General features: G+C 73.1%; 14 protein-coding genes. 8 read left to right on the plus strand and 6 right to left on the minus strand.

Annotated features, from left to right (window positions below; genetic code table 11):
- Positions 1-15: 15 nt before the first annotated feature.
- Both OG624_RS34005 and OG624_RS34010 read right to left on the minus strand, forming a co-directional pair.
- Positions 16-549 carry a DUF1990 family protein gene (locus tag OG624_RS34005; protein WP_033224060.1) on the minus strand — a complete coding sequence of 178 codons (534 nt, stop codon included), beginning with the start codon at positions 547-549 and terminating at the stop codon, positions 16-18.
- Complete coding sequence (locus OG624_RS34010; RefSeq protein ID WP_371640213.1) at positions 546-1,508, minus strand: YndJ family protein; 963 nt, start codon at positions 1,506-1,508, stop codon at positions 546-548. The genes OG624_RS34005 and OG624_RS34010 overlap by 4 nt, the downstream gene beginning before the upstream one ends.
- 162 nt (positions 1,509-1,670) lie before the next feature.
- On the opposite strand from OG624_RS34010, the gene OG624_RS34015 reads away from it, so the two are divergent.
- From OG624_RS34015 to OG624_RS34045, 7 genes are all read left to right on the plus strand, one after another.
- Positions 1,671-2,987: a DUF6777 domain-containing protein gene (locus tag OG624_RS34015; RefSeq protein ID WP_371640214.1), complete on the plus strand. Its 1,317-nt coding sequence runs from the start codon at positions 1,671-1,673 to the stop codon at positions 2,985-2,987.
- Between the two features lie 7 nt (positions 2,988-2,994).
- Complete coding sequence (locus OG624_RS34020; RefSeq protein WP_033224059.1) at positions 2,995-5,058, plus strand: SpoIIE family protein phosphatase; 2,064 nt, start codon at positions 2,995-2,997, stop codon at positions 5,056-5,058.
- 103 nt (positions 5,059-5,161) lie between these two features.
- Positions 5,162-5,833, plus strand: a complete 672-nt coding sequence (locus tag OG624_RS34025; RefSeq protein WP_371640215.1) for a class I SAM-dependent methyltransferase — start codon at positions 5,162-5,164, stop codon at positions 5,831-5,833.
- Positions 5,834-5,952: 119 nt separating this feature from the next.
- A complete protein-coding gene (locus OG624_RS34030; protein ID WP_161288158.1) occupies positions 5,953-7,206 on the plus strand; it encodes a hypothetical protein in 1,254 nt (417 codons plus the stop codon).
- A 20-nt stretch (positions 7,207-7,226) separates the two neighbouring features.
- Positions 7,227-8,087, plus strand: a complete 861-nt coding sequence (locus OG624_RS34035; protein ID WP_266354668.1) for an Fpg/Nei family DNA glycosylase — start codon at positions 7,227-7,229, stop codon at positions 8,085-8,087.
- Between the two features lie 26 nt (positions 8,088-8,113).
- Positions 8,114-8,500, plus strand: a complete 387-nt coding sequence (locus OG624_RS34040) for a hypothetical protein (RefSeq protein WP_051763599.1) — start codon at positions 8,114-8,116, stop codon at positions 8,498-8,500.
- Positions 8,501-8,562: 62 nt separating this feature from the next.
- Entirely contained in the window at positions 8,563-9,015 is a 453-nt protein-coding gene (locus OG624_RS34045) for a hypothetical protein (protein ID WP_161288162.1), read from the plus strand.
- Here OG624_RS34045 and OG624_RS34050 read toward each other — a convergent pair.
- The 3 genes from OG624_RS34050 to OG624_RS34060 form a co-directional block, all read right to left on the minus strand.
- Positions 9,012-9,716 (minus strand): DUF4913 domain-containing protein, encoded by a 705-nt coding sequence (locus OG624_RS34050; protein WP_371640216.1) that lies wholly within the window; start codon positions 9,714-9,716, stop codon positions 9,012-9,014. The genes OG624_RS34045 and OG624_RS34050 overlap by 4 nt on opposite strands.
- A gap of 84 nt (positions 9,717-9,800) precedes the next feature.
- Positions 9,801-10,265 carry a hypothetical protein gene (locus tag OG624_RS34055; RefSeq protein WP_051763604.1) on the minus strand — a complete coding sequence of 155 codons (465 nt, stop codon included), beginning with the start codon at positions 10,263-10,265 and terminating at the stop codon, positions 9,801-9,803.
- Positions 10,266-10,493: 228 nt separating this feature from the next.
- Positions 10,494-11,033 (minus strand): sigma-70 family RNA polymerase sigma factor, encoded by a 540-nt coding sequence (locus OG624_RS34060; RefSeq protein WP_033224053.1) that lies wholly within the window; start codon positions 11,031-11,033, stop codon positions 10,494-10,496.
- 371 nt (positions 11,034-11,404) lie between these two features.
- Here OG624_RS34060 and OG624_RS34065 point away from each other — a divergent pair, with 371 nt between their 5' ends.
- Positions 11,405-12,604, plus strand: coding sequence for a CapA family protein (locus OG624_RS34065; protein ID WP_371640217.1), 1,200 nt, complete (start codon positions 11,405-11,407; stop codon positions 12,602-12,604).
- Positions 12,605-12,677: 73 nt separating this feature from the next.
- Here the strand turns inward: OG624_RS34065 and OG624_RS34070 are convergent, their stop codons facing one another.
- Complete coding sequence (locus tag OG624_RS34070) at positions 12,678-13,139, minus strand: universal stress protein (RefSeq protein WP_371640218.1); 462 nt, start codon at positions 13,137-13,139, stop codon at positions 12,678-12,680.
- Between the last annotated feature and the right edge of the window lie 24 nt (positions 13,140-13,163).

Genomic DNA, 13,163 nt, shown 5'->3' on the forward strand with positions numbered 1-13,163 from the left:
CCAGTATCGGACCGGTCAGGCGGTGGCGGCCAGCTTGCGCAGGTGGTGACCGAGCAGGCGGGCGTAGCTCAGCTGGAGGAAAGGGATCACCGGTCCGGCGAGGCGGGTGTACCAGGTGTTCGGGCGGCTGAACGCGGTGACCGTGAACCACACCGTGCCGTCGGGGTCCATGTCCACGATGAAGGACTCCTCGCCGCACTCCGGGTGCCCGGCCAGGGTTCCGTAGGCGAACCCGATACGGGCGGGCTCGTACGCGGTCCAGATCACCTCGCAGGGGGCGTCGATCCGCAGCGGCCCGAGGCCGATTCCCACGATCGCCCGGCTGCCGGGCCGGACCGCGCCGTCGTCGGCCCGTACCCGCATGCCCGAGGTCCGGTGGGCGTGGAAGGTGGTGACCGCGGTTCCGGCGGTCTCGAAGACGGCCCGGCCGTGTCCGAGTCGGGTGCGGTGGTTCAGGTGGTTGTAGCCGGCGGGCAGTGGCCGGTGGGCCGTCGCGCCCCGGTCGGGGTAGTTGACGGTGTCCCGGCCGGCGCTGATGAGGCGGGTCATGGCGAGATCTCCACTCGGTCGGAGGGCGTACGTGGTGCGGGCGCGGGGCGGTCGCCGGGCCGGCGGTCGGGACGGTCTGCCGTTCGGGCCTGGGCGGTGCGGGCCTGGGCCGCGCGGGCATCAGCGGTGATCGCCTCGGCGGTCAGTCGGCGCCAGGCGAGCACCGAGCACAGGGCGAACCCGAGGGCGTTGCCGAGGCCGTGGGTGGCGGCCATCCAGGTCAGGGTGGGGTGCGGGATCCCGGTGGCTTCGCCGGCCGCCCACCACAGGGCGAGCAGCATGGTGGCCACGAGCACGGCCGCCGAGGTGGCGAGCAGGGTCCGCGTGGTCCGGTCCGGGCCGGTGGGGCGGATCTCCCGCCAGGTCAGCAGGGCCACGGCCCACATTCCGCCGGTCAGGACCACCGCGCCGAGCAGCTCGGCCCAGTCGTCGACGAAGTAGCCGAGCAGGACGAGCAGGGTGCCCGCGGGGACGCTGCAGGCGGCCCAGCAGGCGAGGCCATCGGTCCCGGCGCGGCCGCTCACGGCGCGGCACACCAGCCCGGCGACCAGGGCCGCGGTGAACCCGGCGAAGTGGAAGTGGGGCACGGTCAGCGCCAGGATGTCGAGGTCGAAGCCGAAGAGCCGGTGTCCGGCACGCTCGCAGACCAGGGCGGTGGCGGCGATCGACGGCGAGACCAGCGCGGTGGCGACGGCGATCGCGGGCGGGGTGAGGGGGCGGGCGCGCAGCAGCCGGACCGGGGCCCGGGCGGCGAGGGCCAGGCAGGCCGCCGCGTACAGCGCGGCGAGCGCGGTGGCGGGTAGGCCGCGGGGCAGCCACAGGCACAGCGCACCGGGTGCCGCCGCGAGCGGCCAGAGGCGGGCCGTGCGCAGGAGGTGGACCGGGTCGATGAGCCGCAGGCCGGCCGGGACGACGTAGAGCATGCCCAGGGTGACGATCACGTTCACCAGTACCGTCACCCTGGACTCCCCCCAACGCCGCGGCCAACGCCTTGAACGCGTTCAACTCGCAAGGGTGAGCCTACGACGTTCCTTGAACATGTTCAAGGAACGCTCCGGTTGCGGGTCCTGCGCGGATGCGGCAGACAAGAGGGAGAAATCGGGGCGAACAGGGAGATTCAAGTGAACGGATCGTCACTTCCGACACCACGTCAGGCGTCGCGTCGTCATGCACCCGCCGGAGCCGCCCTCTTCGCCCTCCTCGGCCTGCTCGCCGCGGCGTGCGGCAGCGCGGAGGAGCCGAAGGGCGCACCCGGGGCCGAGAGCCAGGAGGTCTACCTCCAGCCCGTGGCCTCCGCCGGCCTCGACCCCTTCACCGCCTCCACGGCCACCGCCGAGTCCGCCCCCGTTCAGCCCCCGCTGCCCAACGCGACCGGCCAGGGCATCCGCACCGTCAACGCGGCCACCCCCGGCCTGTACGGAGGCACCCAGCGGCTCGGCAGCTGCGACGTGGAACAGCAGGTCGCCTTCCTGACCGCGGACAAGGACAAGTCCCGCGCCTTCGCCGAGGCCTCGAACATCGAAGAGCAGAAGATCCCCGACTTCCTGCGGGGCCTGACGCCCGTCGTCCTGCGCGCCGATACCCGGGTCACCAACCACGCCTTCCGCGACGGCGCCGCTGACGGCTTCCAGTCCGTCCTCCAGGCCGGCACCGCCGTCCTCGTGGACGAGCACGGCATGCCCCGGGTCCGCTGCGGCTGCGGAAACCCGCTGGCCTCCCCGCGCACCGCCAAAGGGTCCCCGCAGCACAAGGGGGACCCGTGGAGCGGCTACCAGGCCAACCAGGTCGTCGTCATCGAACCCACCGCCCACGTGATCAACAGTCTGGTGATCGTCAACATCGCCGACAACACCTGGATCGAGCGCAAGCGCGGTGACGACGGAGCGCAGGACCGGCCCCCGAAGGCGCTGCCCCCGTACGACCCGTCCACCGGTATCCCGGACGGGCCCGTCACCCCGCCCGGGGCCGCGTCCGGCGACCCCTGCCCGCCGAACCAGGCCGCACCGGCCGCACCGGCCTCGCCGAACGCCCCGGCGGCGCCGACGCCCGGGGCGACCGACTGCGCGCAGGACCCGCAGGCCTCGCAGGACTCACCCGGCGGGAACCGGCCCCGGAACCCGGGCACGCAGTCGAACCCGTCCACCCGGCCACGGCAGCCGGAACTGCCGCAGCGGCCGCCGTCCGCCGATCCCTGGGACGGCACGACCGACATGCCGCACGCCCCCGGCGAGCAGGCGTTTCCCCTGGATCCCGACGGATCGGCCGCGCTGCCCGGTGACCCCCTGAACCCGTACGACCCGAACAGCCCGTCCGACCCCAACAGCCCGTCCGACCCCAACGCTCCTTACGACCCGAACGCGAGCGATTCCCGGACGGTCCCGGACCCGGCCCCGCAGCCGCAGACCTCGGACGAGGGTCATCCGCTGGAGAGCGCCTGACCGGCCCGTGTGTCATGGTGGATCGGTGCCGACCACCGTATCGCTGCCGGACGACTGGCCCGCACACCCGGACCGGTCGCTCTCGCTGAACCGCATGGGCAGTTTCGACTGGGACCTGGTCACCGGTCTCATGCACATGGACGAAGCCGCCCTCGACGTCTTCGACACGACTCCCGACGAGTACGACGGCCGGCCGGAGTCGCTCGACCCGCGCGTCCCCACCAGTGAGGCGGCCCGGTTGGACGCCCTCGTCTCCTCCGCCCTCAAGAGCGGCGAGGACAGCTACGGCGCCTACTTCCGTATCCGCTGCCACGACGGGCGGCTGCGCTGGACCCACACCCAGGGCCGCGTCATGCGCAACCAGGACGGCCGCGCGTACCGGATCATCGGCATCGTCCGGGACGCCACCGACGAGCTCAGCCACTCGGCGGAGCGGCTCGGTCTGGACGAGGAGCGGCGCCGCCAGACCTCGGTGGTCGAGTCCACCACCGCCGCCCTCGCGCACGCCCGAACCGTGCGGGACGTCATCGACGTCATCGGCGACGCGCACGGACTGGAACGGCTCGGCTCGATGGGCATGGTGATGGGTCTCGTCGAAGCCGGCCGGATCCACCTGGTCGCCGAGGGGCCGGAGGACAGCTTCGTCCCCGGCACCCGCTACACCCGTATCGACGAGCAGTATCCGATGAGCGAGGTCGTCCGCTCGCTGGAGCCCCGCTTCCTCGACTCGGCGCAGGAGTTCGCCCGGGACTACCCCGGGCTCTGGGCGAGGATCTCGTACATGCGGATCTCGGCCGCCGCGTACCTGCCGCTCATCGCCCAGGCCCGGCCGATCGGCGCGATCGGACTGCTCTACCAGGACAAGGACGGCTTCACCCAGGAGGAGCGCAACCTCCTCGTCGCCCTCGGCAGCAGCATCGCGCAGAGCCTCCAGCGGGCCATGCTGCTGGAACAGGAGCACGACCTGGCCGAGGGCCTCCAGCAGGCCATGCTGCCGCGGCGGATCCCCTCGGTGGCCGGTGGGGAGATCGCCGTACGCTACCGCTCCGCCCGGATGGGCCAGGACATCGGCGGCGACTGGTACGACGTCATCCCGCTGCCGGGCGGCCGGGTCGGCGCCGTCATCGGCGACGTCCAGGGCCACGACACGCACGCGGCGGCCGTCATGGGCCAGCTGCGGATCGTGCTGCGCGCCTACGCCGCCGAGGGTCACTCGCCGGGCACCGTCATGGCCCGCGCCTCCGTCTTCCTGCACGAGCTGGACACCGACAGGTTCGCGACCTGCACGTACGTGGAGGCCGACCTCGCGACGGGCGTCCTCCAGGTGGTCCGGGCGGGCCACATCGACCCATTGCTGCGGACCCGAGACGGGGACTGCCACCGGCTCCCGGTGGCGGGCGGGATGCCGCTCGGTCTCTCGGCGGAGTTCGGCCGCCTGGAGTACCCGGTGACCACGGTGGAGCTGGACCCAGGAGAAACGATCCTGCTGTGCACCGACGGCCTCGTGGAACAGCCGGGCGCCGACCTCGACGACGGAATCCAGCTCCTGACCTCCCACATCCGCCGCGGGCCGGCGGACCTGCCGCTCCTGGCGGACCTGCTGTGCGAGATCGTCGACGAACGGGGCGGGGACGACGACATGGCGCTGCTCCTGCTGCGCCGCAACGTGGTGGCCGCCCAGGAAGGCGGCGGCCGCCTCCAGCAACACGTGGCACCGGGCGACCCGGAGGCCTTGGTGGCCGCCCGGCACATGATCGGGGCGGCGGTACGGGCCTGGGGCGCGCGGGAGCGCGCCGACGAGATCGAACTGGTCGCGGACGAGCTGATCGTGAACGCCCTGATGCACACGGACGGCCCGGCGATCGTGACCCTACGGGTCCTGGCGGGCCCCCAGCGTCGCCTACGGGTGGAGGTCGAGGACCGCTCCAGCGCACTGCCGCGCCGTCGCGAGGCGGGGGAGTCGGGCGTCTCGGGGCGGGGCCTGATGCTGGTGGACCGTTTGGCGGACGTCTGGGGTGTGGAACCGCGGGGCGGCGGCAAATGCGTGTGGTGCGAGTTCGTGATGGGCTGATCCACCCGGCCCCGCCCGCTCCGGCCCCGACCCGACCCGTCGCGCCCGGCCTCGCTCCGCCCGGCCCGGCCCGTTGTCGGTGGCCTCCGGCAGGATCACCGCCATGTCCGAACCCATCCACGCCATCACCGAGTACTGGGACGCCGCCGCGGCCGCGTTCGACGACGAGCCGGACCACGGCCTACGCCAGGAGCACACCCGTGCCGCGTGGTCCCGGCTGCTGAGATCCTGGCTGCCCGACGGGCCCGCGGACGTCCTCGACGTCCTGGACGTCGGCTGCGGCACCGGCTCGCTGTCCCTGCTGCTGGCCGAGGCCGGGCACCGGGTCACCGGGGTGGACCTCGCGCCCCGGATGGTGGAGCGGGCCGAGGCCAAACTCGCGGCCGCGGGCCTGGCGGGACGGGGACGGTTCCTCGTCGGCGACGCCGCGGATCCGCCGACCGGGCAGGAGCGGTACGACGTCCTGCTCTGCCGCCACCTGGTGTGGACCCTGCCCGATCCCGGGGCCGCGCTCCGCGCCTGGGTCGCGCGGCTCGGTCCGGGAGGGCGGCTGGTTCTCGTCGAGGGGCGGTGGCGGGAAGCCGGCGGGAGCGACGTCCCCTATGTCGCCGGAGCCGAATCGCTCCCCTGGTACGGCGGGATCACCGCCGAGGACCTGGCCGCGGCCGTCCGGCCCCTGGTGTCCGACCTACGTGTCGAACCGCTCGGTGGAAAAGCGGAGTTGTGGGGCGGTCCTGTCACCGACGAGCGCTACGCGCTGATCGCCCGGATCTGACCCGGGCGCCGGGATCGGCCGGCGGGATCGGGCCGCGGGGCCGGCCGGACCGGCCCCGCGGTCACCGGCCCGGGAAAGTCCGTTGCGGGCCCGGCGCCGCTCCGTGAGGATCGGGGGCGATGACCAACGCCATTGATGAAGTACGCCGATTCCTCAAGAAGGACGATCTGCCCGGGGCGGTGCGGTCCCTCCGGCCGCACGCCGAGACGGCATCGATCACCGAACTCGCCAAGGCCACCCGGGCCTTGGCCGACGCCGCCGGGTTCAAGGACCTGGCCGGCGCCGCCAAGGCCGCCGCCAAGCGGCCCGGCGAGCCCCAGGCCCTCTACGACCTCGGCTACGCCTGCGTCGAGCGCGGCATAGCCTTCCTCGCCGTCGCACCGCTGCGCGAGGGACTCCGGCTGCTCCCCGACTCGCGGGCACTCCTCGCCGAGCTGGTGTCCGCCCTGGAGGACGAGAACCGGCACGCCGAAGTGGTCGACCTGCTCTCCGGCCGCGGCCCGGGGTTGCCCGCCTGGCCCGAGACGTACCTCCTCGTCCACCACACCCTGCTGGCCGGGGATCTGGACACCGCCGCGCGCATCGGCGGCGCCCTCCCCGCCCCCGAGGACCCGCAGTGGTCCGGTGCCCACGCTCGCCAGACGCTCCGGCTGCACCGCACCGGCCTGGCGCGCCGGGCCCGGAGCGCGGCCGGCCACGCCGATCCGCTGGGCCGCACCGACCTGCGCGGTTGGCACTACGGCCTGACCGGCGGACTCCTCGGCACCCTCTCCGGGTACGGCTGGGACGCCGGGATGACCGGTCGGTTCGCCTACCTCGGGGACACCCACGAGACGTGCCGCCACGGGCTGGCCCGCCTGGCGCTCGCCCTGGAGGCCGCGGGGCGCCGCCCCGGCACGGTTTCCCTGCTGCCCGGCCGGTCCGACCGGATCCTCGGGCTCGCCGCCGCGCAGGTGCTCGGGCTGCCCGCCGTACCGTACGAGCCGGCACGCACGGACACCCTCGTCGTCGCCTACGACCTGAACGCGACCGACCCGGACCTCCTGCGTACCCTGCACGCGCGCGCCGACGGCCAGATCCTGTCCGAGCACGCCACCTGCTGGACCGATCCGCCGGCGGTGAGCGCGGACTTCAGCACGCTGCTGTGCCAGTTCGTGGCCCCGCCGTGGAAGGAGGACGAGAGGCCCGAGGCGGAGATCGCCCAGGACATCGTCCGGGCCGCCTCCGGCCCGGACGGGGGCGACGGCGCCACCCCGCCCGATCCGGACGAGGCCTTCCGAGCCTTCGTGACCGCCGTCCGCGACGGCTGGCTCACCTCGCCCCGCGACCGCGTCGCCTCACCCGGCCCGGTGCCCAGCTCGCGCTTCGCCTGAGGCGGCGGCAGGCTGGGACCATGCCGGAGCTGCCCGAGGTCGAGGCCCTGCGGGAGTACCTCGACGAGCACCTCACCGGGCGGGTCGTCGAGCGTGTCCTCCCGCTGGCGGTGAGCGTGCTCAAGACCTACGACCCGCCGCTGACCGCCCTCGAAGGGCAGCCGGCCGGCGCCACCGCCCGGTACGGCAAGTTCCTGGCCGTGCCGGTCGGCGAGCTCCACCTCGTCACGCACCTGGCCCGAGCCGGCTGGCTGCGCTGGCAGGACACCCTGCCCGCGCAGCCGCCGCGCCCCGGCAAGGGCCCGCTCGCCCTGCGCGTCTTCCTCGTCGACGGCGGAGGCTTCGACCTCACCGAGGCCGGTACGCAAAAGCGCCTCGCCGTGTACGTGGTCCACGACCCGCAGGAGGTGCCCGGCATCGCCCGGCTCGGCCCCGACCCGCTCGCCGAGGGCTTCGACCGGGACGCCTTCGCCGTGCTGCTCGCGGGGGAGCGGCGCCAGATCAAGGGCGTGCTGCGGGACCAGAGCGTGATCGCGGGAATCGGCAACGCCTACAGCGACGAGATCCTGCACGCCGCCAAGGTCTCGCCGTTCAAGCTCGCCGCCTCCTTCACGGAGGAGCAGGTCACGCAGCTCCACGAGGCCGTGCGCAGCACCCTGGGCGAGGCCGTCGCCCGGGCCCACGGGGTGGCCGCGGGGAAGCTCAAGGCGGAGAAGAAGAGCGGCCTGCGGGTGCACGGCCGGGCCGGTGAACCGTGCCCGGTGTGCGGGGACACCGTACGCTCGGTGTCCTTCGCCGACTCCTCGCTGGAGTACTGCCCGACCTGCCAGACCGGCGGTAAGCCCCTTGCCGATCGGCGGCTCTCGCGCCTCCTCAAATAGCCGGTCGCCGCGTAGACTCCGGCACCGTGGCCGAGGAGCAGCAGCAGTCGCCGCCCCGGCGCGAGATCGTCACCGGGGTCCCCCGGGGCGCCCGTCGCCGGCCGCCCGCGCACACCCCGGCCCGCTCGGAGATCTCCGAGCAGACCACCCTCGGGGCCACCTACGTCCGGGCTCTGATGCGCAGCCAACTGCGCGTCGCTCTCGGGTCGTTGGCCGGGCTCGTGGCGCTGATCGGGACCTTGCCGCTGGTGTTCGCGCTCTCGCGCGACGCGTCGGGGCCGCTGGTCTGGGTGGCGCTCGGGGTGCTGGTGTACCCGGTGATGTGGCTCATCGCCCGGTGGTACGTGACCCGGGCGGAGCGCAACGAGGCCGACTTCACGGGCCTGGTGATGGACCCGGCCGACCGCGGTTAGTCCTCGGCGCCGCGCCCCGTACGCTGAGGGGAGCGGGATCGAACGAGGGGGCGGGCGGGCGCATGGGCAGGGATGCGAGGCGCGCGGCGGTGCGGGCGCTCGACGCGCTCGCGCGCAGCGACGAATGGCGCGACCGGGCGGATGCCGGGCACGGCCTGGCGGCGTTCGCCGAGATGCCGGAGGCCGTCGGGCCGCTGCTCCGACTCGTGGCGGGCGACACCCTCGTCACCCGACACACCGTTCAGAGCCTGCTGCGGCGGATGGACGGGGCCGGACTGTCGGTCGTCGCGTCCGCGATGGCGGTGGCCGACGCGCGCCACGGCGACTGGATCCACACGGCCGTCCTCGACGTCTTCGGCATCCACGCCACGGACCGGGACGAGGCACTGCGCGTCTGCGAGGGCCTGACCCGGGACGCGGACGCGCGAGTCGCCGAGGGGGCCCGCCGGCTGGCCGAGGACCTGGCGCGGATCGATCCCGTCCTTCACCCCGTGCGGCGGGGTGAGGAAGGCTAGGTCGGCTCGTACGGTTCCACCGGGAGCGGGCCGAGCGGGTCCTGGGCGTGGCCCTCGGGGGAGCAGGCGGCGAACGGGCCCTGCCGGGGGTCCATCAGGACCTTGAGGTGCGGATCGGCGTGCTGGATCCACCACGTCGTCATGCCGAGGGCGGCATCGTGCCGCAGATGCTCCCAGGCCAGCCAGAGCGCGGAGAGCCGGGCCCCCGCCTCGGGGTGTTCCCACCAGGCCGGGCACCAGGTCGCGGACGTACCGTCCAGGGGGCGGCGGATCATGACCGCCAGGTAGTCGGTGACGAAGGTGAAGACGTCGGCGAAGTAGAACTCGGCCAACTCGCCGCCCGCTTGCTGTGTCGGTGTGCCGGAGGTGGAGAGCGGCTCCGGCTCCGGTCGGGGCGACGGGTAGAGCGCGAGCAGTGCGCCGAGGGCATCGTCGCCGTGTCGAAGCTCCGTCAGGAGCCAGTCCAGGAGCAGGTCCTGGGACTCGGCGACCTCGGCGTAGGCGCCCGCCGCGAGGGACGCGACGATCCGCTCCCGCCACTCGTTCAGCCGCTTCCTCCAGTCCTCCTCCTCGACCGCGGTCCGGGACCCGGACAGGAAGCGCGCCACCGCCCAATGGTGTTCCTTCCAGGCGGCACCATCGGCATCGGCCGTCACCCGCGCTGCCACCCGTTGCGCGTTCTCGATCGCTTTGCTGTCCATGGAACTGATGAGCGCCTTTCGAGCCAGGTAAGGAGTGTGCTGATCATATGAGTTCAGCCTCCTGTGCCCGTGCTCTCGGCTTCGTCAGAACAGATGCATCGCCAAGTGCCCCAGGGGCAGTCCGAGTTGCCAGGCCGGCGTCCATACGCGCGCGTTCTCGTCCAGTCCTGGCGGGAAGTCGGTGTGGTCGGGCCGCCCGGGGTCGAGATTGGTGGCGAAGAGCTCGGTGTTGTCCAGCCACCGCCAGGCCGCCCGGGCCAGTTCCAGGTCGGGGTCCCCGCCGTCGCCGCGCTCCCGGGCCTCCTCGCCGAGTGCAAGGAACCGCGTGTGCACCCAGTCGCGCCACGGGTGTCCGTAGGCCGTGAGCGACAACCACTCGTCGAGCTGCGAGACCACCCGGATGCCGGAGAGCTCGCCGGCCGCGTCCGAGAGGTAGATCGTCAGGGCGAGCGTGTCCCGTCCGGCCCTGAACTCCAGGGTGCTGACCGGGATGAGCCGGCCCGTACGCAGCAGTTCGTCCGCGATGTACTCGGCGTACAGCCAGGCCATGGGCACCGCGAGCCCGCCGTCACTGGTGCCGTTACTACCCTCGGGCTGCACCGTTCCACCTTCTCCCGCGCTTCGAGCGTCCCGTCGTCAGTCCTGAGCCTTCACCGAGCGGCTCGCGGAGCGGGGGTTGTTTACTCAACTTGCACGCTCTGGTGCCGAAATCGACGCGTTTTATGTCCGGTCCGCATCCATTCACGGCGTTACCCGATCCGTCGCGGTGTCGCCGACTCAGGCGCCGAGGCCGTACCCGTACCCCTGGAGGCCCTTCTTCAGGGCGCGCAACGCGTAGTACGTGCGGGACTTGACGGTTCCGGCCGGGATGCCGAGCTCGGCGGCGGCCTCGGCCACGGAGCGGTCGCGGAAGTAGACCTGCATCAGCACCTCGCGGTGCTCCGGCCCCAGGGATCCCACGGCCCGCCGGACGTCGATCGCCGTGACCGATCCGGCCACCGCGTCCTGGGGCTCGGGTGCGTGCTCCAGCCCCTCCGGATCCACCTCCAGCGGCCGTGACAGCCGGGCCCGGCGGGCGTCGATCGCGAGCCGCCGGGCCACCGTGAACAGCCAGGGCCGCATGGAGTCGTGCCCGCTGGAGAGGGCCTCCGGGTGCTGCCAGGCCCGTACGAGTGTCTCCTGTACGAGGTCCTCCGCGCGCTGGGCGTCCCCTGCCGTCAGGCCGAGCAGGAATCCGAACAGGGCCCGCCCGTGGTCACGCTGGAGTTCGGCGAGTGCCTCGGGATCCGTACGCGGGAGGGTGGGGGAGAGCGGCACGAGGGGCTCCTTCCGGGGTGCGTGGGGGGCCGTGGAGGCGGCGACACGTCCACCCTGACCTGCACGGAGCCGAGCTGGAACCGTCCGGCCCCGGTGGTGCGCCCAAGCACCCGGGTCGTCCGCCGGGCGGCCGTGCCGGTCGGTGAACGGTCGAACGGCGCGGCGAACGGCAGTCGACGCACCCGCCGCGGTCGGCGCCCCGCGGCCTGTGTCAGGCGCGCCCACCGTCGCCCGCACCCGCTGTGGGTCGTGTCCGCCGTTCGGGTGGGCGGGTGTCCGCGTGGCGGCGCCGTCTCTTGACTTACGGCGTGTAGTTATGTGGATTGCATGTGATCACATGTCAGATAATCGTATTAACGAGAGCGGGGCGCATGACCACGCGAATCCGGCCGCAGGTGCTCGCCCTCCTGTCGGCCGTGCTGCTGTCCGCCGTCTCCGGCTGTTCGGCCGGCGGGAGCTCCGCACCGGCCCGCCTCGGGGACTCCGGCGCGCCCGCCACCCCCTCCAGCGCCGCCGGATCGCCCGCCGCCAAGGGCTTCACCCTGGTCGCGAGCGGCGACGTACTGCCGCACACCTCCGTCATCCAGCGCGCCGCGAACGACGCGGACGGCGACGGATACGACTTCAGGCCGATGTTCTCCGGCGTCAAGACCGTGGTCTCCGGAGCCGACCTCGCCCTGTGCCACATGGAGACCATCTACGGGGAGGAAGGCGGCCCCTTCTCCGGCTATCCCGCCTTCAAGTCCCCGCCGGAGGTCGCGGACGGGCTGAAGGACGCCGGGTACGACGGCTGCTCCACGGCCTCGAACCACACCCTCGACGACGGGGCAGCGGGCCTGCGTCGTACCCTGGACCGCTTCGACAAGGTCGGCCTGAAGCACGCCGGCTCGGCCCGTACGGCCGCCGAGGCCGCCACGGTGACCACGTACACGGCGGGCTCCGCCAAGGTGGCGCACCTCGCCTACACCTACGACACCAACGGCTATCCGATGCCCGAGGGCCATCCGTGGGCGGTCAACCTGATGCAGCAGGACAAGATCATCGCGGATGCGCGGGCGGCCCGGAAGGCGGGCGCGGACGTGGTGCTGGTGAGCGTGCACTGGGGCACGGAGTGGGAGACCGGACCGGACGACACCCAGCTCTCGCTCGGCAAGGCGCTGACCGCCTCGCAGACCGGCGGCCGCCCCGACATCGACATGATCATCGGAACGCACGCGCACGTGCCCCAACCCTACGAGAAGGTCAACGGGACCTGGATCGTCTACGGCATGGGTGATCAGGTCGCCGGCGAGATGTTCAACCACACCGGCGCGCGCGACATGCGCGGCAACTACGGCTCGATCGGCCGCTTCACCTTCGCCCCACCGGCCGCCGCCGGGCAACGCTGGCAGGTCACCAAGGCCGAGTTCGTCCCGCAGATGATGGACCTGTCCGTGGGCCGGGTCGTCCACCTGCCCGACGCCCTCGCCAAGGACCCCGGCCGCGAGGACTACGAGAGCGCGCGGGACGCGATCGGCGAGGCCGTCCTCAGCCGCGGCGCCGCCAAGGACGGTCTGACCATGGGCAAGTAGCCCGGGGCCGGAGGGTCCCTGGGGCCGATCCGGGACCCTCCGGCAGCTACGAAACCTACAAAACCTTCGAAACCTACGGAACCACGGTGACGGGCCAGCGGCCCGCCTTGACCAGGCGGATCGCCACCGACCCCACGATCCGGTGGCCCGCCTGCTCGGAGGCGCCGACCACCACCCCGTCCGCCATCAGCTCGTCCGCCGCGCTCACCAGCCCGGCGTACGGGTCGCCGCGGAAGGTGTGGAACTGCCAGCGCACCTCGTAGATCCCCTTGAGGCGCTCCGCCGACGCGCGGATCTCGGCCACCAGCCCCTCCGCGATCTCCCCGGTGGTGTCCGCCACCGGCGCGCCCAGCGCGGCGCCGGCCGGGATCACCGGCTGGACGTACACCAGGGCCAGCAGGGCGTTCTGTCGTCGGGCCAGCCCCGCCGCGTAGGCCGCGGCCCGCAGCGAGGACTCCGATCCGTCGACCCCGGCCAGGATCACCTTCGGTCCGTCGGTACCGCGTTCGAATTCCGTGTTCACGTGCTCCGTCACCCTGCCGAGGATAGGCCGTGGTTC

It is taken from the genome of Streptomyces virginiae, from assembly GCF_041432505.1.
Lineage (GTDB): Bacteria > Actinomycetota > Actinomycetes > Streptomycetales > Streptomycetaceae > Streptomyces > Streptomyces virginiae_A.